Here is a 25,632-nt window from a genome sequence, read left to right as displayed (position 1 = left end):
AGGCGCGGCCGCCGGAGGCGGTCAGCCCTCCCAGACGGCGACGGCCGTGCGGTCGTCCGCGTGCCCCCTCACCCTGAGCTGGACGTCGCTCAGGAAGGCGGCCAGCCCCGGCGCTGGGCGGGCCGCCCAGCGGGCGGCCAGCTCCCGCCCGAAGTCCGGTTCGCCGTCCAGCGGTTCGGCCATCCCCGGGCTGCACAGCAGCAGGGTGTCCCCGGGTCGGGCGGTATCGGCCCGGAAGCGGAAGAGAGGCACGCCCGAGTCCGGCGTCTCCCCCGCGCCTCCCGACTCCCCGGGATCGATGTCGTCCCAGCGGCCGTCGCGCAGCCGGAACAGCCCGCCCGGACCGGCGCCGAAGAAGACCCGGGTGCGGCAGCGCGGGTCCACCGGCAGCAGGAGGCAGCGCAGCCAGGCCGTGTACTCACCGGGGTCCAGGCCCCGTTCGAGGGCGCGGGAGCCCAGCAGGCCCAGGCTCCGGCCGGTCAGCCGGCCAAGCCCCGGCTTCAGGGCACCGCGCCGCCCCGCCCGGATGTCGTCCACCAGCCGGGCGTGGTTGCGGCCGACCGCGAGGGCGATGCCCTGGCAGGCGTCCCGCGCGGCCTGCGGCCCCGCCTGCGCGGTGCGCCCGCTGCCGGCCACGGCGAGCAGCAGCAACGCGTCATCGCCCGCTCCGAACCGCGCGGTGAGCAGCGCGTCGTGCCGGGCCCGGCCGCGGAACCGGGCGGAGTCGCCGCGCAGGGAGGCGGCGCGGACCGTGAGCGCGCCGTAGCTGGCGCCGTCCAGCTCCGTGTCGGGCACCAGCCCGTCGAGATGCCCGGCGTGGGCCTGCGGCCAGGCCGTCGGCTCCGGGTCGTAGGTCGGCGGGCGGTCCCCGACGTACGCGGCGTACCGGCCCGGCCCGTCCCCGGCCCGTGCCCGGTCGAACGGCCGGGCCCCGGTGGGCTCCGCGTCCGGCTCGTGCCCGGGCTCCCCGGCGCCGGGCGGCGGGACGTCGGAGGGCGGGACGTCGGAGCTCTCGGCGCCCGGGGGTCCGCTTTCCGTGGGCTCGGCGCCCCGGGGCGTCTCGGGAGGCCCGGCGTCCGGGGGCCCGGCTTCGGCGGGCTGTCGGCGGTGGGGCAGTCCGGGGGCGCCCAGGGTGCGGGCGGCCTCGGCGAACCGGTCGTCCAGGCTGTCGGCCACGTCGGTGCCGCCCGCGTCGGGCGTGTCGTCCGCGTAGAGCCGGCTCCACCAGTCGTGCGTCATCCCGCCAGTGTCGCCGCGCCGAGGCCCGCGGCCCACCCCGCCACGGCCGTTCCCCGGCCAACTCGGTTTCTTCGTACCGGCGATACGGGCGACGCTTCACCCCTGCGAGTGATCAGCGGGACCGCGAGGGGCGCGGTCGGGCGTCGCCGGGGCCGCCGAGGGCCGGCCCCGCCCACAGGTGGTGGACGGCGTACGAGCGCCAGGGGCGCCAGGCGGCCGGGTCGACGGCGCCGGCCAGCCGGGCCAGACCGTGCCGCACCCCGGCGTCCCCGGTGAGGAAGACGTCGGGATCGCCGAGGGCCCGCATCCGGATGTAGGACGCCGTCCACGGCCCGATGCCCCGCAACGCGAGGAGGGCCCGCTCGGCGTCCTCCCGGTCGGCGCCCGGGTCGAGCCGCACGGAGCCCTCGGCGAGCGCCGTCATCACCGTGCGCAGGGCGGTGCGCCGGGCTCCCGGCATGCCGAGTTCCGCGAGTTCGGCGCCGGCGAGGGTCTCGGGGCGCGGGAAGAGCCGGGTGAGGGTGCCGTCCGGGGCGGGCAGCGGCTTGCCGTACGTCTCGACGAGCCGTCCGGCCAGCGTGCGTGCCGCCTGGACGGTGACCTGCTGGCCGAGGACGGCGCGTGCGGCCAGCTCGCCGCCGTCCGCCGCGCCCGGGGACCGCAGCCCGGGCCGGGCGGCGGCCCAGCGGCCGAGCAGCGGGTCGGCGCCCAGCCGCTCGGCGACGGCGTAGGGGTCGGCGTCCAGGTCGAACAGCCGCCGCAGCCGCTGGACGGCGGTCGTGAGGTCGCGCAGGTCGGCCAGGTGCAGCCGGCAGGGCAGCCAGTTCGGGCCGCCGCGTTCGCCGACCTCCGCGACGGCGTGTGCGTGCGGCAGGGCGAGGGTGCGGCGGTAGCGGCGGTTTCCGGGCTCGCCGGTCATCTCCTCGACGCCCGGGACGGCGCGCAGGCCGAGGAAGCCGAAGACCCCGGCGGCGTCGTAGGGCCCGCGGAAGGCCAGCCGCAGGCTCACGCCGTCGCCCTCGCGCGCGGCGGGCGGCGTGCCGCGCAGCCCGGTCGGCGTGGTGCCGTAGGCGGCGCGGACCGTGTCGTTGAACTGGCGCACGCTGGCGAAACCCGCGGCGAAGGCGATCTCCGTCACCGGCAGGCCGGTGGTCTGCAGGAGGGTGCGGGCGGCGTGCGCCCGCTGGGCGCGGGCGAGCGCGATCGGCCCGGCGCCGAGCTCCGCGGTGAGCTGCCGCTGGACCTGGCGGCTGCTGTAGCCGAGCCGGGCGGCCAGCCCGCCGACGCCCTCGCGGTCCACGACGCCGTCGGCGATCATGCGCATCGCGCGGCCCACGGCGTCGGCGCGGACGTTCCACTCCGCCGAGCCGGGCACGGTGTCGGGGCGGCACCGGCGGCAGGCCCGGTAGCCCGCGGCCTGCGCCGAGGCGGCGGAGGGGTGGAAGGCGACGTTCCGCCGCTTCGGGGTGACGGCCGGACAGCTCGGCCGGCAGTAGATGCCGGTCGTGCGCACGGCGGTGAAGAACACGCCGTCGAACCGGCCGTCCCTGCTGCGGACGGCCTCGTACCTGCTCTCGTCATCCATCACTCCTCCAGTGTGCGGGCGCGGCGACGGCGCGACTGGCGGAATTCGGACACGGACGCCAGCAGGTACGGCAGGGCGCAGACGGCGAAGACCGGGCCGGGGCCGAGGGCCTGCGCGCCGACGGCGTACCCGGCGAAGACCAGCACAGCGCACAGCTCCGAGCCGAACCCGGCGAGCGAGGTGACCGTCGCCCGGGAGGCGTCCGGGACGGCGGCCTGGAGCCGGGCGTCGGTGAGGGCCGTGGCCCACTCGAAGACGCCGAAGGCGACGGCGACCCCGAGCAGGCCGAGCGGGCTGCCGGCCAGCGAGCCCGCCGCGAGGCAGAGCGCGCCCAGGGCCAGCGGCCCGGCGGCGCCGCGCGGGCCGCGCCCGGCCAGCCAGCCGCCGGCGGCCGCTCCGGCCGTGACCAGACCGACGAGGAGCGGCAGGGCGGCAGGCCCGGCCCCGGTGGCGTCGACGAGCAGCGGAACGTACTCGTCCAGCGCGGCGAACCCGGTGACGACGGCGAAGAGCAGCGCGGCGCGCCGGGCCCGCGGGGTGTGCCGCAGGGCGCGCAGCCCGCCGCGCAGCACGGTCGTGAAGCCGGGCACCTCCTCGCCCTCCTCCGGGGCCGGGGGCCGGGATGCGGGCAGCGTCCGGCCCACGGCGGCGCACAGGAGCATCGCCGCCACGCTGACGGCGCCGAGCGCCCGGTAGCCACCCGCGGCGTGGACGGGTGCGGCGAGCGCGGCGGCGAGGAGCTGCGCCGTGACGCCCGCCGCCCGGCTGCGGCCGATGACGCGCTCGTAAGCGTGGGCGGCGCCGTACCGGGCCAGCTCGGTGTGCGCGAGCGCCTGGTACGTGCCCGAGCGCAGGGCCGCCCCGGCGCCCCACAGCACGAAACCCGCGGCGAAGGCGGGGTAGGAGGGCAGGAACGTCCACAGGGCGAAGCCGACACCGTTCGCCAGCGGCGCCACGACCAGCAGCGCCCGCCGGGGCAGCAGGTCGGCCAGGACGCCCGTGGGGACGTCGAGCACGAAACCGGCCACGGACCAGAGGATGAACAGCGACGAGATCTGCGCCGCCGAGAGCCCCGTGTCGGCGAAGAGCACCGCGTAGAGGGGATACAGCACGACGAAGTCCTCCAGCCCCGCGTAGGCGTAGAGCCGCCGCGCCAGGGAGGACGTGGAGGTGCTGGAGATGCCCGAGGGACCGCGGGAGGATCAATGTCGTCGGAACATGAGGCGATCCTATGCCGCGCTCCGCCGCCCGGCCAGGGACGTGCGCCCCGCTCTTCGCCGCTCTTCCCGGGGCCGGGCCCCGGGAAGAGCGGCGGACGCCTCGTCAGCCGCGGCGTCCGCGCTTGCGCTCAGCCTGGTGCCGGCCGAACGCGGCGCGTTCCTTGAACATCTTCTTCCGCTCGGCGCGCAGCCGGGCGTCCGTTCGGGCCGCCAGCCGCTCGTTCTCCCGGCGCAGCTTCAGATAGCTGTCCCACCGCCGGTGCGGCAGGGAGCCGTCCGCCAGCGCGGCCCGCACCGCGCAGCCGGGCTCGGTGCGGTGCCCGCAGTCGGGGAAGCGGCAGGCGGCGGCGAGCTCCTCGACGTCGGAGAACGCCTGCTGGACCCCGGCGTCGGCCTCCCACAGGCCCACGCCCCGCAGCCCGGGGGTGTCGATGAGGACGCCCCCGTCCGGCAGGGGGAACAGTTCGCGGTGGGTGGTGGTGTGGCGGCCCTTGCCGTCCCGGTCGCGGGCGGCCTGGACGGCGCTCGCCTGGCGCCCGGTCAGGGTGTTGACCAGGGTCGATTTGCCCGCCCCCGACAGGCCGAGCAGCACTCCGGTGCGCCCGTGCAGCCGCCGGGCGAGCTCCTCGATCCCGGCCCCGGTGACGGAGCTGACGGTCAGGACGTCCACGCCGGGGGCCACCGACGCGGCGTCGGCGGACAGCGGGCCCGGCTCGGGCACCACGTCGGCCTTGGTGAGCACGAGCAGCGGCTCGGCACCGCTGGACCAGGCCAGGGAGACGAAGCGCTCCAGGCGTCCGAGGTCGAGTTCGACGGCGAGGGAGACGACGATGGCCGCCACGTCCACGTTGGCGGCCAGCACCTGGCCGTCGGAGCGCTTGGACGAGGTGGAGCGCAGGAAGGCGGAGCGGCGCGGGAGCAGGGCGCGCACCTGCGGCCCGGTGGGGCCCTCGGCGAGGGCCGCCCAGTCGCCGGTGCAGGGCATGGCGGTCGGGTCGGCGCCGGCCACCGGGTGGCTCTCGGCACGCAGCGTGCCGTCGGCCGTCACGGCGACGCAGCGGCCGCCGCGGTCCACCCGGACGATGCGGCCGGGGACGCAGCCGTCCCGGCCGAAGGGGGCGAAGGCGAGGGCGGTGGCCTCGTCCCAGCCGTAGCGGACGAGCGCGGAGCCCGCCTGGGGCACCGGGGCGTCAGAACCGGACCCGGAACCGGCGGAGGTGGTGGTGTTGGTGGTGGAGACGTGAGCAGGCGTGTGCGGCCTCAACGCGGTGAAACCCTTCGAAAGGTGCTCCCCGGCGTGCGGCGCTGTGCGGCGTCAGCCGGAGACCACGGGAACAGGAGTGGTGGTACGGGCGATCTGCGGGCGGTTCCTCCGCACCGCGGCGACGACGACGGTCATCGGCCTCACCTCCTGTCTTCTGCCACGGCGGACGCGGGGGCCCCGGAGCCCGGGCTCGCCCGTGGCCTCGACGGCTCCGTGCCCGGCACCCCGGGCCTCGGCCCGGACGCGGTGGCGGCGTCTCCACACCGGGGTCCCGGCGTGACGGGCAGCAGCCTAGGGAGCGCGGGGCGGCGGTGCCAGTGAATTACCGCGAGGACTCGCAGCCCTCGGGTTCGCCGTAGCGGGTCGGGGCGACGAACTCGGCCCACACCGCCTTGCCGCTCCCCCGCGTCTCCACGCCCCACACGTCGGCGAGGCGGTCGACGAGGAGCATGCCGCGGCCGGTGAGCCCGATGTCCTCGTCCGCGCTCAGCTCGGGCGGGTCGGTGGAGCCGTCCTCGACCTCGACCCGGACCCGCCGGTCGCCGCCGTCCAGCAGCAGGAACGTCACGAGGGCGTCGCCGGTGGTGTGCCGGAGCGCGTTGACGGTCAGTTCCTGGGTGACCAGTTCGACGGCGTCCGCGCAGGAGTCGGCGTTCCAGGAGCGGACGGCGGAGCGGGCCAGACGCCGCAAGCCCGCGACGGCCTTGAGGTCCCCGGCGGCGACCCGCCGGTGCAGGCGGCGGCCGGGCTGCGGCACGGCAGCGGTCTCGCGGCGCAGCAGGACGAGGGCGAGGTCGTCCGCCCCGGAGCGGCCGCCGGGCTGTTCGCACACCCAGTCGGCCAGGAGGCGCAGGTCCTCGGGGCCGCGCCCGACGGCGTCGACGAGCTCGCGGATCCCGTCGTCGAGGTCCACGCGCGGCTGCTCCACCAGCCCGTCGGTGAACATCACCAGCGTCTCCCCCACGGCCAGCTCCAGCGAAGTGACCGGGAAGTCCGACGGGCCCAGGTGGGGCAGGCCGAGCGGGAGGGCACCCGCGACCGGCAGCACCCGGCACCGGCCGTCGGTGCCCAGCAGCAGCGGGTCGAGGTGCCCGGCCCGCACGAGCCGCAGCCAGCCGGTCGCCGGATCCGCCTCGGCGTACAGGCAGGTGGCGAAGCGGTCGGTGTCGAGGTCGTGCAGGAACGTGGAGGCGCGGGCGAGCACCGTCGAGGCCGCGTGCCCCTCGGCGGCGTAGGCCCGCAGCACGATGCGCAGCTGGCCCATGACCGCGGCGGCGTGCGTGTCGTGGCCCTGGACGTCGCCGATGACGGCGGCGATGCGGCCGCCCGGCAGCGGGATGACGTCGTACCAGTCGCCGCCGATGTCCCGCCCCTGGCGGGCCGGGCGGTAGCTGACCTCCGTCCGCAGGCCCGGCACCGAGGGGATGGTGTGCGGCAGCATGAAGCGCTGGAGGCTCTCGGCGAGCTCCATCTCCTGCTCGTAGAGCATCGCCCGCTGCAGGCTCTGCGCGATGGTGCTGGTCAGCGCGGTGAACAGGGTCTCCTCGCCGGGGGTGAAGCTGTACTTGTCCCGGAACAGCAGCCCGATGGCGCCGATCGCGCGCCCCTGGGCGATCAGCGGAAGATACGCGGCGGCGGAGGCGTTGAGCGGGGCGATGTAGGGCCACAGCCTGGGGTAGCGGGCCGCGAACTCCTGCTGGGAGACGAAGAAGCGCGGGGTCATCGTGCGGACGACCTCGCTCATCGGGAAGTCGGCGTCCAGCCGGGTGAACTCCAGCTCCGGCACGAGGCTGGTGGTGCGTCCCTCGGCGATCTGGCGCAGGTGGTTGCCCTCGACGAAACCCATCATCAGGCTCACCGCGCCGAGCCGGCCCACGCCGCGGGCGCTCTCCAGCACGTCGATGACGTCGCGCACGCTGCGGGCGTTGGCGAGGGCGGCGGTCGTCTCCTCGACGACGCTGGCCTCGCGGTGCCGCTCGGTGTCGGGGGCGTCGCCGCCGGTGGCGCCGGTGAGCTCGTCGGTGGCGTCGCGGACGATGCCGATGATCCGGTGGGCCCGGCCCCAGGGGTCGCGCAGGAGGCGGCCCTGGGAGTGCGTCCAGCGCAGGGTGCCGTCCCGGCAGCGGATGCGGAAGTAGAGCCCGAAGCGGGAGCGGCCGTCCTTCATGGCCTGGGTGACCATGGCGTCCAGCCGCGACCACTCGCTGCGCGGCAGCCGGTCGATCAGCTTGGCCGGCCGGCCGTCGAACTCGTCCGGCCGCAGGTCGAACACCGCGAGGCCGCCGTCGTCCAGGTGCAGGCTGCCGGTGTCCAGGTCCCAGTCGAAGGTTCCGGTGAGGTTGAGGGCGAGGGTGGTGCGCGTGTCCGCAGGCCAGCCCTCGGGCCCGGCGGGCGCCCCGGGAGCCGAATCACGCATGTCCATACCGCACCCCCGACCGGAAGGCGATCTCCTTCACTTTGTCACTTTTCGCCCGATTCTTCGAGCGGGCGGGGGCGGCGGGGCGAGACCGTCAGCGCCGGGGGCCCTTGATGCGGGAGCGGACGTCCTCCGGCGGCAGGAAGCGGGCCCAGCGTTCGGGGAACTCGGCCGGCCCCGGGGGCTCCGGCTCGGCGCCGCGCCCCGCGCCGGGTGCGCCGCTCCCGTGAGCGTACGGGTCGTCGTACCCGGCGTCGTCGTCCGTCTCGTCCTCGTCGCTCCCCCCGGCGCCCGCGCGGTTGCGGCGGGCCTCGGCGGCCGCGACCAGGGCGGCGGCCTCCTGCTCCCGCCGCCGGTCCCGGGCCCGGCGGGCGGCGGCGGTGGCGACCGAGGGCCACACCCGGTCGAGGGCGGCGTTGACGGCGGCGCCGACCAGCACGGCGAAGGCCGAGACGAAGATCCACAGCAGCACGGCGACGGGCGCGGCCAGCGAGCCGTAGATCGTCGGCCCCTCGACCGTGCTCGTGAGGTAGATCCGCAGCAGGAAGGAGCCGCCCACCCACATGAGCAGGGCCACGAGCGCCCCGGGAATGTCCTCGCGCCACGGCGAGCGGACCGGGACGGAGACGTGGAAGAGCGTGGTGAGGAAGGCGACGGACAGCAGCAGGACCGTGGGCCAGTAGAAGATCCTCACGACCCACTCGGCCTGGGGCAGCCAGCCGATGGCGGCGTCCGGGCCCACCACCATCAGCGGCAGCGCGACGGCCCCGATGAGCAGGGCGACGAGGAAGAGGAGGAAGGCCAGCAGCCGGGTCTTGACGATCCCCCGGTGGCCGTCGAGCCCGTACATGACCGTGATGGTGTCGATGAAGACGTTCACGGCACGGGAGCCCGACCACAGCGCGAGCGCGAAGCCGACCGAGATGATGTCGGGCCGCCCGCCCCGGATGACGTCGTCGATGAGCGGGGCCGCGATGTCGTTCACGCCCCGGTCGGACAGGACGGTGGCCGAGGCGTCGAGGATGTTGCTGCGGACGCTGTCGATGGTGTCCGTGCCGATCCACGCGTCCAGGTAGCCGAGCAGCCCGATGAGGCCGAGCAGCAGCGGCGGGAGCGACAGCAGCGTGAAGAACGCCGCCTCGGCCGCGAGCCCGAGGATGCGGTACTCCATGCACGAGTTGACGGTGTCCTTCAGCAGCAGCCAGGCGAGCCTCCGCTTGGGGACGTCGCGGTAGAGGCCGCTCATGCGCACGCGCCGGGCGGAGCGCCGTCGGGGGGATGGTTCTGCTGCTCGCACCCGCCCAACGTATCCGGCTACCGGCGGGGAACCCGCACGGGTGACGGGTCCGGCGGGGAGGCCTAAGGTGTCGCCATGCCTGCTGAGACGCCGCACGCCACGCACTCGGTCACCAACCAGCCCCCGCCGCTGGTGGATTACGACGTGTTCGCCGCCGACGCCGCGCTCGCCGAGGCCGTCGACCGGCAGGTCGCCCCCGAGCGCGCCGGGGAGGTCCGGGCGGAGCTGTCCGCGCTGGGCCGGGCCGCGGGCTCGGCCGAGGCCCAGGAGTGGGGGGTGCAGGCGAACGAGTGCGCGCCGCGGCTGCGCACCCACGACCGCTACGGGCACCGGATCGACGAGGTCGACTTCCACCCCGCCTGGCACCACCTGCTGGACCGGGCGGTGTCGGCGGGGCTGACCGACGCCTGGTCCCGGCCCGACGGGCACCTGCGACGGGCGGCCGGCTTCCTGGTGTGGTCCCAGGTCGAGGCCGGCCACGGCTGCCCGGTGTCGATGACGCACGCGGCGGTCCCGGCGCTGCGGGCCGAGCCGCGGCTCGCGGCACAGTGGGAGCCGCTGCTGACCTCGCACGTGTACGAGCCCGGGCTGCGGGCGCCCGCCGCCAAGCGGGGCGCGCTGGCCGGGATGGGCATGACGGAGAAGCAGGGCGGGTCCGACGTCCGGGCCAACACGACCTGGGCCGCGCCCCTGGCCGAGGACGGCACCTACGCGCTGAGGGGCCACAAGTGGTTCTGCTCCGCCCCCATGTCCGACGTGTTCCTGGTGCTGGCCCAGGCGGAGGCGGGACTCACCTGCTTCCTGGTGCCGCGCGTTCTGGCGGACGGCAGCCGCAACACGTTCCGCGTCCAGCGGCTCAAGGACAAGCTCGGCAACCGCTCCAACGCCTCCGGCGAGGTGGAGTTCGACGGCACCACCTGGGCGCACCGCGTGGGCGAGGAGGGCCGGGGGGTGGCCACGATCATCGAGATGGTCGCGGCCACCCGGCTGGACTGCGTGCTCGGCTCGGCCGGGCTGATGCGGCAGGCGGTGGCCCAGGCCGTCCACCACACGGCGCACCGCGAGGCCTTCGGCGGGCTGCTCGTGGACAAGCCGCTGATGCGCAACGTCCTGGCCGACCTCGCGGTGGAGTCCGAGGCGGCGACGGCGCTCGCGCTGCGACTGGCCGCCGCCTGCGACGCCGCTCCGGAGGACGAGGGCGAGCGGCTGCTGCTGCGGCTGGCCGTACCGGCTGCCAAGTACTGGGTGACCAAGCGCTGCACCCCGACCGTCGGGGAGGCCCTGGAGTGTCTCGGCGGCAACGGCTACGTGGAGGAGTCGGGGATGCCGCGGCTGCTGCGGGAGGCCCCGCTCAACTCCATCTGGGAGGGGTCCGGCAACGTCCAGGCGCTCGACGTCCTGCGCGCCCTGCAGCGCGAGCCGGGCGCACTGGACGCCTTCCTCGGCGAGGTGGGCGCGGCCCGGGGCGCCGACCACCGGCTCGACGCGGCCGTCAAGGACCTCCTGGTGGAGCTGGCCGACCTGGAGGGCATCGAAGGCCGCGCCCGTCGCCTGGTCGAGCGCATGGCCCTCGTCCTCCAGGGCGCGCTGCTGGTGCGGCACGCCCCGGCCGAGGTGGCCGACGCGTTCTGCGCCTCCCGGCTGGGCGCGGACTGGGGCCACGCCTTCGGCACCCTCCCCGGCACGCTGGACCTGGCCGCCGTCGTGGAGCGGGCGCGGCCGGTCGCGTAGGGCTCACCTCCGGACGGCTGGGGCTCACCTCCGGTCGGGCGGGGCTCACGCCGGGCCGGTGCGGGGCAGGTCGGCGCCGCGGACCGTGCACACGGCCGCCGCGACCTCGACGCCCCGGGCCAGCGCGGAGCGCACGGCCGCCTCGTCCAGCGCGTCCAGCCGCCCGCCGAGCGCCCCGGCGCCGTACAGGGAGTGCAGGAACCCGGCCATGAACGCGTCCCCGGCCCCGACGGTGTCGACGACGGCGACCGCCGGGGCGGCCACGCGCACGCCCCGGCCGTCGAGTGACGCGTACGCTCCCCGCTCCCCCAGGGTGACGACGACGAGCCGGGCGCCCCAGGTGTGCAGGGTCTCCGCCGCCCCCGGCAGCGGCGTCCCGGGCAGCAGATGCGCCAGGTCCTCGTCGGAGAGCCGCAGCACGTCCGTGACCGCGCACCAGCGGGCCAGCCGTTCCCGGTAGCGCGCGGGCTCCACCAGCAACGGGCGCACGTTGGGGTCGAGGGAGACGGTCGCCCGTGCCCGGACGGCGGCCGCCAGCCGCTCCACCGCGGCGTCCCCGGGCGCGCGGACGAGCGCGAGGGAGCCGGTGTGCAGGCAGGCCAGGGGTGCGCGCACGGCTCGGGCCAGCTCGGCGTCCGTCCACTGCCAGTCGGCGGTGCCCTGGGCGTGGAAGGAGTAGTCGGCCCGGCCCCGGTCGTCCACGTCGGCGACGGCGAGCGTGCTGGGTTGGGCCGCCTCGACGACGGCGTCGAGGTCCACCCCCGCATCGGTCAGCCTGGTGCGGAACAGCCGGCCGAAGACGTCCGCCGACAGTCGGCCGAGGAAGCGGGTGGGGGTGCCGAGCCGGGCCAGGGCGGCCGCGGTGTTGGCCGGTCCGCCGCCGGGCTGCACCCGGAGCCCGAGGCCCTCGGGGTCGGCCGCGGTGACGAAGGCGTCGGCCACGCACTCGCCCAGCACGGCGACGGGAGCGCGGGGCGAGCGCGCGGCGCCCGGCGGCTGCCCGGCGTCGGCACTCCGGATCGGTACGGGCAAAGGAAACGACCTCCGCGGAGCCGGGTCAGAGTGGGCGTGGCCATCCTGCCAGCCGAGCCCCCGTCCAGGTTTCGGACATCGGTCCCGCGATCCGGATAGGGTGCCTGGGGGCCGCAGGCCCGGCACCCGCCCGGCGGGGGCGGCACCTGGGTCGCCCGCGTCCTCGGCCCCGTGCGCCGAGTCCGGGCCAAAGGCGCCCACCGGGAAGATCGACCAGGCCGCAGCCCACCCGGAGCCGCGATGTGACGCCCACCACAGCATTCCATCCAACGAGACACGCATGTCCGCATAATGGATAACGGTGGACTGGGTCCAAGAGCGCGTGCGAGTCTTCCGTCCATGTCCAGAGCTGGAATCGTCTTGGTGAGTCGACGTCACGTCGACCTCGGTCGCATGTCCAGCGCCATCTGTCCGGCGGGCTGACAGTCACAGCACCGAGCGCACTGAAAGCAACGCCGCACCGCACGCCGCCCCCGCCGACGCGGGCACGTGCCACCCCCTGACCTCCCCCTCCCCGACCTCGGGCCGGGGACGCCAGCGCGGGTGCACCGCCGTGTGCCACGGCCACCGCCCGCCCGCACGCGCGGGCGCCGCCCCCTGCCGCATCCACCCCGTCAGCCCGAAGGACCCGCCACCATGGCCGACAAGCCCCAGCAAGCCGCCGCCCCGACGCGCCGCAAGCCCGGCCGCCACCGTGGCGAAGGCCAGTGGGCCAAGGGACACTTCACCCCGCTCAACGCCAACGAGCAGACCAAGAAGGACGACGACGGTCTCAATGTGCGGACACGCATTGAGACGATCTACGCCCACCGCGGCTTCGACTCCATCGACGGTGCCGACCTGCGCGGGCGCATGCGCTGGTGGGGCCTGTACACCCAGCGCAAGCCCGGCATCGACGGCGGCAAGACGGCCGTCCTGGAGCCGGAGGAGCTGGACGACGCGTACTTCATGCTGCGCGTGCGGATCGACGGCGGCCGCCTGAGCACCGAGCAGCTCCGCGTCGTCGGCGGGATCTCCGAGGAGTTCGCGCGCGGCACCGCAGACATCACCGACCGGCAGAACATCCAGTACCACTGGATCCGCATCGAGGACATGCCGGAGATCTGGCGTCGGCTGGAGGCCGTGGGGCTCTCCACGACGGAGGCCTGCGGCGACACCCCGCGCGTGATCCTCGGCTCCCCCGTGGCCGGGATCGCGGCCGACGAGATCATCGACGGCACCCCGGCGATCGACGAGGTCCACCGCCGCGTCGTGGGCAACCCCGCGTACTCCAACCTCCCGCGCAAGTTCAAGTCCGCGATCTCCGGCTCGCCCCTGCTGGACGTCGCGCACGAGATCAACGACGTCGCCTTCGTCGGCGTCGAACACCCCGAGCTCGGCCCCGGCTTCGACGTCTGGGTCGGCGGCGGGCTGTCCACCAACCCCAAGATCGGGGTGCGGCTGGGTGCCTGGACACCGCTGGAGGAGGTCGCCGACGTCTTCGAGGGCATCATCGGCATCTTCCGCGACTACGGGTACCGGCGGCTGCGCACCCGGGCCCGCATCAAGTTCCTCGTCGCCGACTGGGGCCCGGAAAAGTTCCGTCAGATCCTGGAGGACGAGTACCTGAAGCGGAAGCTGGCCGACGGCCCCGCGCCGCAGGCCCCCGTCGAGCGCTGGCGCGACCACGTGGGCGTGCACCGGCAGAAGGACGGCCGCTTCTACGTCGGCTTCGCGCCCCGTGTCGGCCGGGTGGACGGTACGACCCTCACCAAGATCGCCGAACTCGCCGAGGCACACGGCTCCCAGCGCGTCCGCACCACGGCCGAGCAGAAGATGATCATTCTCGACGTGCCCGAGGAGCAGGTGCGGCCGCTCCAGGACGCCCTCGCGGCGCTCGACCTGACGACGAAGCCGTCCCCGTTCCGGCGCGGCACCATGGCCTGCACCGGCATCGAGTTCTGCAAGCTCGCCATCGTCGAGACCAAGGGCCGCGGCCAGAGCCTCATCGAGGAGCTGGAGCGGCGGCTGCCCGACTTCGACGAGCCGCTCACCATCAACATCAACGGCTGCCCCAACTCCTGCGCCCGCATCCAGGTCGCGGACATCGGCCTCAAGGGGCAGCTCGTCCTGGACGAGGACGGCAACCAGGTCGAGGGCTACCAGGTGCACCTGGGCGGCTCGCTGGGCCTGGAGCCCGGCTTCGGCCGCAAGGTGCGCGGCCTGAAGGTCACCGCCGCCGGGCTGCCGGACTACGTCGAGCGGGTCGTGCGGGCCTTCACGGAACAGCGCACCGAGGGCGAGCGGTTCTCCCAGTGGGTGGCCCGCGCTGACGAAGGGTCGCTGAAGTGAGCGAGCGCGCCGCCCCGTTCTACTGCCCGTACTGCGGGGACGAGGACCTGCGGCCGTCCGAGGAGGGGCACGGCGCCTGGGAGTGCGGCGCCTGCAACCGGGCCTTCAGGCTCTCCTTCCTCGGCCTGCTCGCCCGGGGCTTCGCACGCGGTGCCGAGCGCACCGGAGACGACGAAGGGGGAACCGCATGACCACCGCCGCCGAGACCGCCAGCGAGCTGCGGGAGCTGGCCGAACGGGCCGGGCGGGAGCTGGAGGAGGCACCGGCGCGGGAGATCCTGCGCTGGGCCGCCGACACCTTCGGCGAGCGCTTCTGCGTGACGTCCTCCATGGAGGACGCCGTCGTGGCCCACCTCGCCTCGCGGGTGTTCCCGGGCGTCGACGTCGTCTTCCTCGACACCGGCTACCACTTCCCCGAGACCGTCGGCACCCGCGACGCGGTGGAGGCGGTGATGGACGTCAACGTCATCACCCTCACCCCGCGGCAGACGGTCGCCGAGCAGGACGCCGAGTACGGCCCCCGGCTGCACGACCGCGACCCGGACCGGTGCTGCGCCCTGCGCAAGGTGGCCCCGCTCCAGGAGGGGCTGACGGGCTACCAGGCGTGGGCGACGGGCCTGCGCCGGGACGAGTCCCCCACCCGGGCGAACACCCCCGTCGTCGGCTGGGACGAGAAGCGGCGGAAGGTCAAGGTCTCGCCCATCGCCCGCTGGACGCAGGCGGACGTGGACGCCTACGTCGCCGAGCACGGCGTCCTGACCAACCCGCTGCTGAGCGACGGCTACGCCTCCGTCGGCTGCGCCCCCTGCACCCGGCGGGTCGCGGCGGGCGAGGACGCGCGGGCGGGCCGCTGGGCGGGTTCCGGCAAGACCGAGTGCGGGCTGCACGGCTGATGGGGCGGCTGACGGGTGAAGGACGGCAGGAAGCGGAGACGATGAGTGACGCAGGACGCCGCGGCGCCACGGTCTGGCTGACCGGGCTGCCCAGCGCGGGCAAGACGACGATCGCCCGCGCCCTGGCCGCGCGGCTGGAGGAGACCGGGCAGCGTACGGAGGTGCTCGACGGGGACGAGATCCGCGAGTTCCTCTCCGCCGGGCTCGGCTTCTCCCGGGAGGACCGCCACACCAACGTCCAGCGCATCGGCTTCGTCGCCGAGCTGCTGGCCTCGCACGGGGTCACCGTGCTGGTGCCGGTCATCGCGCCGTACGCGGACAGCCGGGAGTCGGTGCGCAAGCGGCACGGGCGCGAGGGCACGCCGTACGTCGAGGTGCACGTGGCCACGCCGGTCGAGGTGTGCTCGGAGCGGGACGTGAAGGGCCTGTACGCCCAGCAGGCGGCCGGACGGCTGACCGGGCTGACCGGCGTCGACGACCCCTACGAGGCCCCGGCCGCGCCGGACCTGCGGATCGAGGCGCACGAGCAGAGCGTCGAGGAGTCCGCCGCCACGCTGCACACGCTGCTGCTTCAGAAGGGACTGGCATGACGACCGCGACCGAGACCGGCGAGGCCACCGACAGCCCCTACGCGCTGTCCCACCTGGACGCGCTGGAGTCCGAGGCCGTGCACATCTTCCGGGAGGTGGCCGGGGAGTTCGAGCGCCCGGTGATCCTGTTCTCCGGGGGCAAGGACTCCATCGTGATGCTGCACCTCGCGCTCAAGGCGTTCACGCCGGCGCCGGTGCCGTTCGCGCTGCTGCACGTGGACACCGGGCACAACTTCCCCGAGGTCATCGACTACCGCGACCGCACCGTCGCCCGGCACGGGCTGCGGCTGCACGTCGCCTCCGTGCAGGAGTTCATCGACCGCGGCGAACTGCGCGAGCGCCCCGACGGCACCCGCAACCCGCTCCAGACGGTGCCGCTGCTGCGCGCCATCGAGGACCACCGCTTCGACGCCGTCTTCGGCGGCGGCCGGCGGGACGAGGAGAAGGCCCGCGCCAAGGAGCGCGTCTTCTCCCTGCGGGACGAGTTCGGCGGCTGGGACCCGCGCCGCCAGCGCCCCGAGCTGTGGCAGCTCTACAACGGCCGGCACGCGCCGGGCGAGCACGTGCGCGTCTTCCCGCTGTCCAACTGGACCGAACTGGACGTGTGGCAGTACATCGCGCGCGAGAACATCGAGCTGCCGCAGATCTACTACGCCCACGAGCGCGAGGTCTTCGCCCGCGGCGGCATGTGGCTGGCCCCCGGCGAGTGGGGCGGCCCCAGGGAGGGCGAGACCGTCGAGAAGCGCCGGGTGCGCTACCGCACGGTCGGCGACATGTCCTGCACCGGCGCCGTCGACTCCGGCGCCGACACGATCGAGAAGGTCATCACCGAGATCGCCGCCTCCCGGCTCACCGAGCGGGGCGCGACGCGGGCCGACGACAAACTGTCCGAGGCCGCGATGGAAGACCGCAAGCGCGAGGGGTACTTCTGATGAGCCAGCCGAGCACGACACCGGCCGCCGAGGTCTCCGAAACGTCGGCCACCTCGCTGCTGCGCTTCGCCACCGCCGGCAGCGTGGACGACGGCAAGTCCACCCTCGTCGGACGGCTGCTGCACGACTCCAAGTCGGTCCTGGCCGACCAGCTGGAGGCCGTCGAGCACGCCTCCCGCAGCCGCGGCCAGGAGGCCCCCGACCTGGCCCTGCTGACCGACGGCCTGCGCGCCGAGCGGGAGCAGGGCATCACGATCGACGTCGCCTACCGCTACTTCGCCACGCCCCGGCGGCGGTTCATCCTCGCCGACACCCCCGGGCACGTGCAGTACACCCGCAACATGGTCACCGGCGCCTCCACCGCCGAGCTGGCCGTGGTGCTGGTGGACGCCCGCAACGGCGTCGTCGAGCAGACCCGCCGGCACGCCGCCGTCGCCGCCCTGCTGCGCGTCCCGCACGTCGTGCTGGCCGTCAACAAGATGGACCTCGTCGGCTACGAGGAGTCGCTCTTCGCCGCCATCGCCGAGGAGTTCACCGCCTACGCGGCCTCCCTCGGCGTCCCGGAGGTCACCGCCATCCCCATCTCCGCCCTGGTCGGCGACAACGTCGTGACGGCCTCCGCGCACATGGACTGGTACGCGGGGCCCACCGTGCTGGAGCACCTGGAGACGGTCCCCGTCACCCACGACCCGTCCGACGACGTCGCCCGCTTCCCCGTCCAGTACGTGATCCGGCCGCAGACCCCCGAGCTGCCCGACTACCGCGGCTACGCCGGGCAGATCGCCTCCGGCGTGCTGCGCGTGGGCCAGCCCGTCACCGTCCTGCCCTCGGGCCGGACGTCGACGATCGAGGGCATCGACGCGCTCGGCGAGCCCGTCGACGTCGCCTGGGCGCCGCAGTCCGTCACCCTGCGGCTCTCCGACGACCTGGACGTCTCGCGCGGCGACCTCATCGCCCCCGCGGACGCGGTCGTCACCCCCGGCCAGGACCTCACCGCGACCGTGTGCCACCTGCACGACACCCCGCTCAGCGCGGGCCAGCGCGTCCTGCTCAAGCACACCACGCGCACCGTCAAGGCCATCGTCAAGCAGATCCCCTCGCGGCTCACGCTCGACGACCTCTCCCAGCACCCCGAACCCGGCACCCTCGCCGCCAACGACATCGGCCGCGTCGTCCTGCGCACCGCCGAGCCGCTGGCCGTGGACGCCTACGCCGACTCCCGGCGCACCGGTTCCTTCCTGCTCGTCGACCCGGCCGACGGCACCACGCTCACCGCCGGCATGGCCGGTGACGCGTTCGCCGAGGCCGCCGCCGACGCCGCTCCGGCCGCCGCCGACGACGAGGGCTGGGACTTCTGACATGACCCCCCTCTCCCTCCGGGCGGCCGGTGCGACGCCGTTCGCGACGTTCGACCGGCGCGGAGTGCGCGTCGGCAGCGGTCCCCTCGGCAGCGGCCAGGGCGGCATGGGGCGATGCCGCCCGTGACGCCCGTCCCGCACCCCGCACGACCGGCATCCGCCGCGCCCGCCCCGTACGTCCGGTCTGACCTGCCGTAGCCGCCCGCCGAAGGTGGCGAACGACGAGAGGACACCCAGTGCCCACGAAACTCGCCACCCCGGCCCCCGCCCAGGCCGCCGAGGCGCACGCCCCCGCGCCCTACGCCGTACGGCTCGACCACGTCTCCAAGGCGTTCGGCCGCCGGGGCGCGCAGCAGCTCGTGCTGGACGACATCCAGCTGGAGGCCGCGCCGGGCGAGTTCGTCTGCCTGCTGGGCGCCTCGGGCTGCGGCAAGTCCACGCTGCTCAACCTCGTCGCCGGGCTCGACCAGCCGACGTCCGGCACCGCCCAGGTGCCCTTCGGGCGGCCCGCCCTGATGTTCCAGGACCACGCGCTGTTCCCGTGGCTGAGCGCCGGGCGCAACATCGAGCTGGCCCTCAGGCTCGCCGGCGTCCCCAAGGGCGAGCGCCGGGAACAGGCCCGGGAGCTGCTGCGGCTCGTACGGCTCCCCGACGCCTACGGCAAGCGCGTGCACCAGCTCTCCGGCGGCATGCGGCAGCGCGTCGCCCTGGCCCGCTCGCTGGCCCAGGGCAGCGAGGTCCTGCTCATGGACGAACCCTTCGCCGCGCTGGACGCCATCACCCGCGACCTGCTCCACGAGGAGCTGACCCGTGTGTGGTCCGAGCGCAAGCTGACCGTCCTGTTCGTCACGCACAACGTCCGCGAGGCCGTGCGGCTCGGACAGCGAGTCGTCCTGCTCTCCTCGCGCCCCGGGCGCGTCGCCCGCTCCTGGGACGTCGACCTGCCCTACCCGCGGCGCATCGAGGACAACGGCGTCACCTCGCTCGCCCGCGAGATCACCTGCCACCTGCACCGGGAGATCGTGCGCCATGCCCGTCACTGACGCGGTGAGTACGCCGCCCTCCGGGCGCGACCCGGGCCCGGAGACGGAGGACGCCGTCGAGATGGCCTCCGGGCTCGACGCCCTGGAGAGCCAGCCCGCCGACACCTCGCGCCGCGTCCTGGCCAAGGCCGCCCCGCCGCTCCTCGCCGTCGCCCTCGTGCTCGGGCTGTGGCAGCTGGTGTACTGGCTCGACTGGTCCGCCGAGCTGCCCGCGCCCGCCGCGGTCGCCGCCTCCCTGGGCGACTCCCTCGCCGACGGCACCCTGCTGCCCTCCCTCGGGCACAGCGTGCTGCGCTGCCTCGTCGGCTTCGCCGCCTCGGCCGCCATCGGGGTGCCCCTCGGCGTCCTGCTCACCCGGTTCACGCCGCTGCGCACGGTGTTCGGCCCCGTCCTCTCGGCCGTCCAGTCGCTGCCGGCCGCCGCCCTGGTCCCCGTCGCGGTCATCGCCCTCGGCCCCTCCGAGGGCGCCGTCTACACCGTCGTCCTGCTCGGCGCGGTGCCCTCCATCGCGGTCGGCGTCGCGGCCGGCATCGACCAGGTGCCGCCTCTGCTCCTGCGGGCCGGGCGGTCCATGGGCGCCCAAGGGCCGCGCGGCGCCCTGCACATCCTCCTGCCCGCCGCCCTGCCCGGCCTCATCGGCGCCCTGCGCCAGGGCTGGACCTTCGGCTGGCGCGCCCTCATGACCGCCGAGCTCATCACCGCCACGCCCCTGCCCGGCATCGGCCGGATGCTCGCCGACGGCAACACCGCGGAGTCCATGAGCGCGGTGCTGGCCGCCGTCACGCTCATCCTCGCCGTCGGTGTCGCCGTCGAGTCCCTGCTCTTCTCCCCGCTCGAACGCCGCGTCCTGCACGCCCGCGGCCTGACCGGCCGCTGACGAAAACCGGCCACCCGACGGAAACGGACCCGCTCATGCCCGCCCCCGCCCTCCTCGTCATCGCCCACGGCAGCCGCGACCCGCGGCACGCCGCCACCGTCGCGGCGCTGTGCGAACGGGTCCGCCGGCAGTGCCCCGGGCTGCGCGTCGACGTCGGCCACCTCGACTTCGACGCCCCCTCGGTGCCCCAGGCCCTGCACCGCCTCGACGCCGACGGGGTGCGGGACGTCGTCGCCCTGCCGCTGCTCCTCACCCGCGCCTTCCACGCCAAGAGCGACATCCCCGCCGTCCTGCGGGAGACCGCGGCCCGGCTGCCGCGGCTGCGCGTCACCCAGGCCGACGTCCTCGGCCCGCACGGCCTGCTGACCACCGCCCTGGAGCGGCGGCTCGGGCAGGCGGGAGTGCACCCGTCCCACGCCGCCACCACCGGCATCGTCCTCGCGTCGGCGGGCTCCTCTGACCCGGAGGCGATCGCAGTGATCGCAGAAATCGCGCGGGAGTGGCGGCGTACCACCGGTTGGTGCGCCGTGCGGCCTGCGTTCGCCTCCGCATCCCTCCCCCGCACCGCGGACGCCGTCCGCGCCCTGCGCGCCGACGGCGTCCGCCGGGTGGCCGTGGCCCCCTACGTCATCGCCCCCGGCTTCCTGCCCGACCGCATCGCCGCGGGCGCCGCCGAGGCGGGCGCCGACGCCGTGGCCCCCGTCCTCGGCGACGCCCCAGAGCTGGCCGACCTCCTGCTGCGCCGCTACCGCGAGGCCCGCGCCAGCCGCCCCGCCCTCGCCGTCGCCTGACCCGCCGTCACCACACGGCCGCGGTTGCGCTCTCGGCGATTCCGCTGACGGAGATCAACGCTTCCGGGTGACGACCGCCCCCTGCACAGTTGCGCCATGACGAACCTTCTCGTGCTGGGCGGCACACACTTCGTGGGACGGGCCGTGGCGGAAGAGGGCGTGGCGCGCGGCTGGGACGTGACGGTCCTCAACCGGGGCAACACCCCCGCCCCCGAGGGCGTGCGCTCCCTCCTCGGCGACCGCACCCGCCCCGACGGGCTGACGGCGCTCGCCGGCGGCACCTGGGACGTCGTCGTCGACACCTGGACCGACGCGCCCCGAGCCGTCCGCGACAGCGCCCGGCTCCTCGCCCCCTCCTGCGGCCACTACGCCTACGTCTCCAGCCGCTCCGTCTACACCTGGCCCGCCCCCGCCGGCGCCGACGAGGACACCCCCGTCGTCGACGCCTCCCCCGACGCCGAGGCCACCGACTACGCCCACAACAAGCGCGGCGGCGAACTCGCCGTCCTCGACGCCTTCGGCGACCGCGCACTCCTGCTGCGCGCCGGGCTGATCCTCGGCCCCCGCGAGGACGTCGGCCGGCTGCCGTGGTGGCTGCGCCGCATCGCCCGCGGCGGCCCCGTCCTCGCCCCCGGCCCGCGCGACCTACCCCTCCAGTACGTCGACGCCCGCGACCTGGCCGTCTTCGCCCTGGACGGCGCCACCTCGGGGCTCGGCGGCGCCTACGACACCGTCGGCCGCTCCGGGGACGCCACGATGGGCACCCTCCTCGACGCCTGCGTCCAGGCCACCGGCTCGGCCGCCGAGCTGCGCTGGACGGCCCCGGAGACCATCCTGGCGGCCGGCATCGAGCCCTGGACCGAGCTCCCCGTCTGGGCCCCGCCGGGCGAGCTGCACGACGCCATGCACCGCTCCGACGTCAGCCGGGCCCTCGCCGCGGGCCTGCGCCCGCGCCCCCTGCTCGACACCGTCGCCGACACCTGGGCCACCCTCGACGCCCCCGCCCACACCCACCCCCGAGCCACCACCGGCCTCAGCCCGGAGAAGGAGGCCGAGGCGCTGGAGAAGGCGGCGAGCTGACCGGTCAGACCCGCTCGGGCCCCGAAGAACCCGAGAGCCGGGCCGGTGGCGAGAGCTTCTCCTCGCCACCGGCCCGGCTCTGTCCTACCGGGGACGCTCGGGCGCCCGGCATCGGTCAGACCCGCTCGGCGGGGGCGAACACCTCGGCGGGGGTGGGTACGTGCCCGCGCTCCTGGAGGGGGACGACCGGCAGGGCGGAGTCGGTGTCCTCGCCGAGGAAGACGCGGCGGACGACGCGCTCGGCCGCCCGGCCGTCGTCGAACTCGCAGAACTGCTCCCGGAACGCGGCGCGCAGCTAGTGAACGCGCGCGGAGTGGCGTGGGGCTCCGCACGCATCACACCATGTCTCCCCATAGGGGACGGCAGATAAGAGGATGTGACTCGGCACGTCACATGTCACGCACAGCATCCGACAGATACGTCCGCCAAACCTCCCGGCCGCCCGAGGTAGACCGGGAGGTGCTCCGAGAGCGTTCGCGTTGCCGTGGCGACGGACGCGAACAAGGCAGTGGGGCGAGATCACTGCCAGCCCTGCCCCATACTCCGAGCACCCCACGGACCGCCGGAGGCTGGCTGTCGCGGGACACGAGGGCGATGTGGGCACATGAAGCCCCGCTGGTCCGCCCCGCCCTCCAAACGTCCGAGACCGGGCGTGGGCGTGCGCACGGCGAAGCCCGCCGGAGTAGCGCGACGGGGCGGTAGCCGACGAGGGCGAATCCGTGTTCATCGCGATGTCGCGGCGGAGCCCCCGGTGGGTGTTCGGGTCCGCCTGGGCAGCCCGAACAGTCGCCCCGGAACCTGATGAACACCCGCAGAGCATCGCGCCCCGGCCACCCGGTCGTGGTTGGCACCGCGCGTCAGGCAGGCAGACACAGACGATCATCGCCAGGCTCGGTCACTGTCGTGACCTGCACGGCGTCGCCCCCTTTCGGGGCCTCGTGCGGCTCACCAGGGACTTCTCAGCCGGGACGTCCTCGCCTGAGGGTACGGCCGGCGCACGCCGAAGCGCAGGCTCAGGCTCTGATCATCCGTGGTCGCCCCGGCCGGGTCGGGGCGACCACGGATGCCTGCGAGGACTTCACCGGCCCGCTGCGGCACCGGCCGAGCTGTCGGCGGCGGCGCGCCCGGACTGGGCGGGAATGCTCACCGGGGCCGGGCCCAGTGCGTCGAGTGTTCGTGCGAAGTCACGCGTCGAGAGCAGGAGCTTGTAGATGATCGCCAGCTCGAACAGCAGCAGCATGGAGCCTGCGGCGACGGTCACCGGGATGACGGCATCCACCAGAGGAGCCACGATGAAGACAGCCATCTGGAACTCGATGCCACTGATCACGTGCGTGCGGATGCGATGCCGCAACAGGAAGTCACGCAGCCGCGCGTACCAGGGGAAACGCCCCTTGAACTCCCGGTGTAGGTCGACGACCTTGGGCTTGTCGGGAGAGGCTTCCTGCCCGACGTCCGCATTGGCCTCGTCGGCCTCCGCGTTGGGATTCTCCCGCAGCAGGTCCTCCATGAACGCCGTGGGCTTGGCGCCGCCGCTCGCGACGGCCCCGCCCTGGGCGTCAGTGGCCTCGACCCGTGCCAGGATCTTCTTCCGCATGTTATGGCGGACCTTGAATATCTGCAGCGCGTCGATGTAACGCAGCATGTCGAGGAAGACCACGACCAGCGCCATCCACACGTAGGCGACCTCGCCGGTACGGGTGTACTGGCCTCCCATGAGACACACCGCGCAGGCAAGCACCCGGACCCGGTCGAACACGTAGTCCAGCCAGCCTCCGAACTCGGTGCCCTGCCCGGTGAGCCGGGCCAGCTTGCCGTCCATGCAGTCGAGGACGAAGCTCAGGTGGTACAGGCCCGCGCCCACGACGAGCCACAGCCAGTCCCCCTGGGCGAAGCAAGCCGCTGCGCCCAGACCGAGAAACAAGGCCGCCCAGGTGATCTGGTTCGGGGTGAACCGCGTCCACATCGCCGTCCACCGCACCAATGGTGTGGCCACAGGGTCTACGAGGAGCACCGTCCACCAGGCGTCGCGCTTCTTCTCCGTGAGGCGCCTGACTTCGGCGAGAGGGGGTATGCCCATGTGATCAGCAAACTCCGTGGGTCGTGGGTCGGATCATGTGAAGCGGTGGGGGCCTGCCCGAACGCGCTCAGGAGGAGGTGCGCTCGAACGTGCTGGGGAAGGGGAAGTACGACTCCAGGAACGCGTGCAGCCGGACCTGGACCCTCTCTCGCGACTCCTCTGGAACGTCCACGTCGTTCAGGCAGAAGAAGTCGAACCCGCGGGTCGTCTCCAGCTCGACGAGGCGCTCCTCGGCGTCCGGTCTGCCGATGTCCACGTATCGGTAGTTGAACTCCCCCGGCACCGCGCGGCCGGTCAGGTAGGCGAAGTGGTGGTGCAAGGTCGCGCCCATGGCGATGTCGTCCGTCGACCGGAAGCGGGAGCGACTGGTGCGGTCGATCTCCTCGGCGAACCGCTCCTCCAGCTCCCGCATGACGGAGCGGCGCTGGGGGTGTGGCGTGTGTTTGAACTTGTTCGTGATGAACCGGCCGTGCGAATCGAGCAGCAGCTTCCGCACGTTCTTCCCCGCGGAGTTCGGGGCGGGGTCCAGAGCGTGCGGGGCTCCGAGGCCGAACTGCGCGGGAGAGAAAGGCAGCCGGGCTATGCCGTTGGAGTGGAAGAACAGTCGCGGGTCGACCGGGCGCCCGAGGAGCACGTCGTCGTTGAAGTAGAGATAGTGCTCCGACAGCCCCTCGATGTGGTGGAGCTGGGTACCGATGGCGTGCGAATTGAAGACCGGCAGGGCGTCCGGATCCGCGAAGATCTCCTTGTGGTCGACAACCGTCACGCCACGGGCGTTGATATCGAGCCAAGAAGGCGTCTGACCGTCGGTGACGATGTAGACGTGACGGACGAACTCTCCGTACATCTGCAGTGAACGCAGTGAGTACTTGAGCTCATCGTGGCTGGTGTAGCGCGAAGCCCCGACCTCTTTGGCGCCGATGTCGACGGCACTGAGCCCGCGGTGGAGATTGCGCTTGGCGCGCATCTCCGGGTCGTCTCCGTCAACCCACGTGTAGACGACGTCGATGGGGAAATCGATCGTGCTGAGCCGCGGCTTGGCGAAGTCCTCGAAGGTTCGCACACGGCGTCCCTGGACGGGCACCGTGGTGGGCCTCTGCGCCTCGGTGGGCAGCACCTCGGACACCTCGTTGCGCCGGGGCGAGACGAGGGAGTCCGCTACGACCTCGGCCGGGAACTGCATCTTGATGCGGTAGCTGCGCCGGGTGACGTTCTCCTGCTCCAGGAACCTGGCGCCGTCCTTCCAGAACTCAACGTCGCAGCCGAACGAGAGGTCGGCGAGGACCTGCCCCCGAGGCCCGAGCAACACCTCCCCGAAGCGGATGGTGCCGGAAGCCTTCAGGTCGGCGGGGAGCGCCCCGTCCAGGTACATCGCGGTGCCCTCGGGCACGCCGACCGCCGTGGCGGGGGCCGCACACAGCGGCGTGTCGCGGTACAGCTCGCGCAGCGCCGCGAGAAGGTCCCTGCGGTCGTCCCGGCGCACGCCCACGATGTGCCGATTCACGGTGGAGCTCGGAACCAGGAAGTACTCGATACCGGCCTTCTCGACGGCGGCGAGTACGAGATTAAGGTTGTGCGCGGCGGCCTCACGTGCCGTGAACCGGTCAACGATGCGACCGAGGTACGTGACGTCGTCGATCGTGACCTCCCGTACCGTCGCATCGGCGGCCAAGAGCTCACGGCGCTGCCCGGCGGCGCGCTCCCTGCGCGCACGTTCCGCCCCGCGGGCCACGAGCCGGTCACGCTGCCGGGCCAGGGCCTTCCGCGTCGGAGCGGGAAGCAACTGCACCGCAGTCCGCTTCAACCGAACACGACTATTCATCTCCATACCTTTCCTGGCTCCGCCGTTGTGAGATGCGGCCACCGCACCCTGC

Annotated in this window: 21 protein-coding genes and 1 pseudogene; 12 read left to right on the top strand and 10 right to left on the bottom strand. The window is 74.3% G+C overall.

Features of this window, described 5'->3' with window-relative positions:
* Positions 1 to 21: 21 nt before the first annotated feature.
* From O7609_RS21840 to O7609_RS21815, 6 genes are all read right to left on the bottom strand, one after another.
* On the bottom strand, positions 22 to 1,239 hold the full coding sequence (locus O7609_RS21840; RefSeq protein ID WP_269744083.1) for a protein phosphatase 2C domain-containing protein: 1,218 nt from the start codon (positions 1,237 to 1,239) through the stop codon (positions 22 to 24).
* 112 nt (positions 1,240 to 1,351) lie between these two features.
* Positions 1,352 to 2,824 carry an AlkA N-terminal domain-containing protein gene (locus O7609_RS21835; protein WP_269735304.1) on the bottom strand — a complete coding sequence of 491 codons (1,473 nt, stop codon included), beginning with the start codon at positions 2,822 to 2,824 and terminating at the stop codon, positions 1,352 to 1,354.
* Entirely contained in the window at positions 2,824 to 3,936 is a 1,113-nt protein-coding gene (locus tag O7609_RS21830) for an MFS transporter (RefSeq protein WP_269744082.1), read from the bottom strand. The genes O7609_RS21835 and O7609_RS21830 overlap by 1 nt, the downstream gene beginning before the upstream one ends.
* Before the next feature lie 211 nt (positions 3,937 to 4,147).
* A complete protein-coding gene (gene rsgA / locus O7609_RS21825) occupies positions 4,148 to 5,308 on the bottom strand; it encodes a ribosome small subunit-dependent GTPase A (RefSeq protein WP_443072190.1) in 1,161 nt (386 codons plus the stop codon).
* A 322-nt stretch (positions 5,309 to 5,630) separates the two neighbouring features.
* Positions 5,631 to 7,724, bottom strand: a complete 2,094-nt coding sequence (locus tag O7609_RS21820; protein WP_269744081.1) for a SpoIIE family protein phosphatase — start codon at positions 7,722 to 7,724, stop codon at positions 5,631 to 5,633.
* Between the two features lie 94 nt (positions 7,725 to 7,818).
* Positions 7,819 to 8,970 carry a YihY/virulence factor BrkB family protein gene (locus tag O7609_RS21815; protein ID WP_269735307.1) on the bottom strand — a complete coding sequence of 384 codons (1,152 nt, stop codon included), beginning with the start codon at positions 8,968 to 8,970 and terminating at the stop codon, positions 7,819 to 7,821.
* A 126-nt stretch (positions 8,971 to 9,096) separates the two neighbouring features.
* Here O7609_RS21815 and O7609_RS21810 point away from each other — a divergent pair, with 126 nt between their 5' ends.
* On the top strand, positions 9,097 to 10,752 hold the full coding sequence (locus O7609_RS21810) for an acyl-CoA dehydrogenase family protein (protein WP_269735308.1): 1,656 nt from the start codon (positions 9,097 to 9,099) through the stop codon (positions 10,750 to 10,752).
* Positions 10,753 to 10,797: 45 nt separating this feature from the next.
* Here O7609_RS21810 and O7609_RS21805 read toward each other — a convergent pair whose 3' ends face one another.
* A complete protein-coding gene (locus O7609_RS21805) occupies positions 10,798 to 11,772 on the bottom strand; it encodes a carbohydrate kinase family protein (protein ID WP_269737165.1) in 975 nt (324 codons plus the stop codon).
* 303 nt (positions 11,773 to 12,075) lie between these two features.
* On the opposite strand from O7609_RS21805, the gene O7609_RS24630 reads away from it, so the two are divergent.
* From O7609_RS24630 to O7609_RS21755, 11 genes are all read left to right on the top strand, one after another.
* On the top strand, positions 12,076 to 12,207 hold the full coding sequence (locus O7609_RS24630) for a putative leader peptide (RefSeq protein ID WP_332330053.1): 132 nt from the start codon (positions 12,076 to 12,078) through the stop codon (positions 12,205 to 12,207).
* Positions 12,208 to 12,420: 213 nt separating this feature from the next.
* Positions 12,421 to 14,115, top strand: coding sequence for a nitrite/sulfite reductase (locus O7609_RS21800; protein ID WP_269735309.1), 1,695 nt, complete (start codon positions 12,421 to 12,423; stop codon positions 14,113 to 14,115).
* Positions 14,112 to 14,306 carry a hypothetical protein gene (locus O7609_RS21795; RefSeq protein ID WP_269735310.1) on the top strand — a complete coding sequence of 65 codons (195 nt, stop codon included), beginning with the start codon at positions 14,112 to 14,114 and terminating at the stop codon, positions 14,304 to 14,306. Before O7609_RS21800 ends, O7609_RS21795 begins: the two co-directional genes overlap by 4 nt.
* Positions 14,303 to 15,007: a phosphoadenylyl-sulfate reductase gene (locus O7609_RS21790; RefSeq protein WP_269735311.1), complete on the top strand. Its 705-nt coding sequence runs from the start codon at positions 14,303 to 14,305 to the stop codon at positions 15,005 to 15,007. Before O7609_RS21795 ends, O7609_RS21790 begins: the two co-directional genes overlap by 4 nt.
* A 41-nt stretch (positions 15,008 to 15,048) precedes the next feature.
* Positions 15,049 to 15,597: an adenylyl-sulfate kinase gene (cysC, locus tag O7609_RS21785; protein ID WP_269735312.1), complete on the top strand. Its 549-nt coding sequence runs from the start codon at positions 15,049 to 15,051 to the stop codon at positions 15,595 to 15,597.
* On the top strand, positions 15,594 to 16,529 hold the full coding sequence (gene cysD, locus O7609_RS21780; protein ID WP_269735313.1) for a sulfate adenylyltransferase subunit CysD: 936 nt from the start codon (positions 15,594 to 15,596) through the stop codon (positions 16,527 to 16,529). The genes cysC and cysD overlap by 4 nt, the downstream gene beginning before the upstream one ends.
* Entirely contained in the window at positions 16,529 to 17,887 is a 1,359-nt protein-coding gene (locus O7609_RS21775; RefSeq protein ID WP_269735314.1) for a sulfate adenylyltransferase subunit 1, read from the top strand. The genes cysD and O7609_RS21775 overlap by 1 nt, the downstream gene beginning before the upstream one ends.
* 236 nt (positions 17,888 to 18,123) lie before the next feature.
* A complete protein-coding gene (locus tag O7609_RS21770) occupies positions 18,124 to 18,930 on the top strand; it encodes an ABC transporter ATP-binding protein (protein ID WP_269735315.1) in 807 nt (268 codons plus the stop codon).
* Positions 18,917 to 19,807 (top strand): ABC transporter permease, encoded by an 891-nt coding sequence (locus O7609_RS21765; RefSeq protein ID WP_269735316.1) that lies wholly within the window; start codon positions 18,917 to 18,919, stop codon positions 19,805 to 19,807. Before O7609_RS21770 ends, O7609_RS21765 begins: the two co-directional genes overlap by 14 nt.
* A 35-nt stretch (positions 19,808 to 19,842) precedes the next feature.
* Complete coding sequence (locus O7609_RS21760; RefSeq protein ID WP_269735317.1) at positions 19,843 to 20,598, top strand: sirohydrochlorin chelatase; 756 nt, start codon at positions 19,843 to 19,845, stop codon at positions 20,596 to 20,598.
* A gap of 96 nt (positions 20,599 to 20,694) precedes the next feature.
* Positions 20,695 to 21,678 carry an NAD-dependent epimerase/dehydratase family protein gene (locus tag O7609_RS21755; protein WP_269744080.1) on the top strand — a complete coding sequence of 328 codons (984 nt, stop codon included), beginning with the start codon at positions 20,695 to 20,697 and terminating at the stop codon, positions 21,676 to 21,678.
* Positions 21,679 to 21,793: 115 nt separating this feature from the next.
* Here the strand turns inward: O7609_RS21755 and O7609_RS21750 are convergent.
* The 3 genes and pseudogenes from O7609_RS21750 to O7609_RS21740 all read right to left on the bottom strand — a co-directional run.
* Positions 21,794 to 21,970: pseudogene (locus O7609_RS21750) on the bottom strand (CDP-glycerol glycerophosphotransferase family protein); the annotation flags it as partial.
* A gap of 786 nt (positions 21,971 to 22,756) precedes the next feature.
* The gene (locus tag O7609_RS21745; protein WP_269735319.1) at positions 22,757 to 23,758 is read right to left on the bottom strand and encodes a CDP-alcohol phosphatidyltransferase family protein; all 1,002 of its coding nucleotides are present in this window, start codon (positions 23,756 to 23,758) and stop codon (positions 22,757 to 22,759) included.
* Positions 23,759 to 23,825: 67 nt separating this feature from the next.
* Positions 23,826 to 25,580, bottom strand: a complete 1,755-nt coding sequence (locus tag O7609_RS21740) for a stealth family protein (protein ID WP_269735320.1) — start codon at positions 25,578 to 25,580, stop codon at positions 23,826 to 23,828.
* Positions 25,581 to 25,632: the final 52 nt, after the last annotated feature.

This window comes from Streptomyces sp. WMMC1477 (assembly GCF_027460245.1).
In the GTDB taxonomy this organism is placed as follows: domain Bacteria; phylum Actinomycetota; class Actinomycetes; order Streptomycetales; family Streptomycetaceae; genus Streptomyces.
Note: the sequence above shows the minus strand (reverse complement) of the source record. Positions and strands in the feature narration are given on the sequence as shown.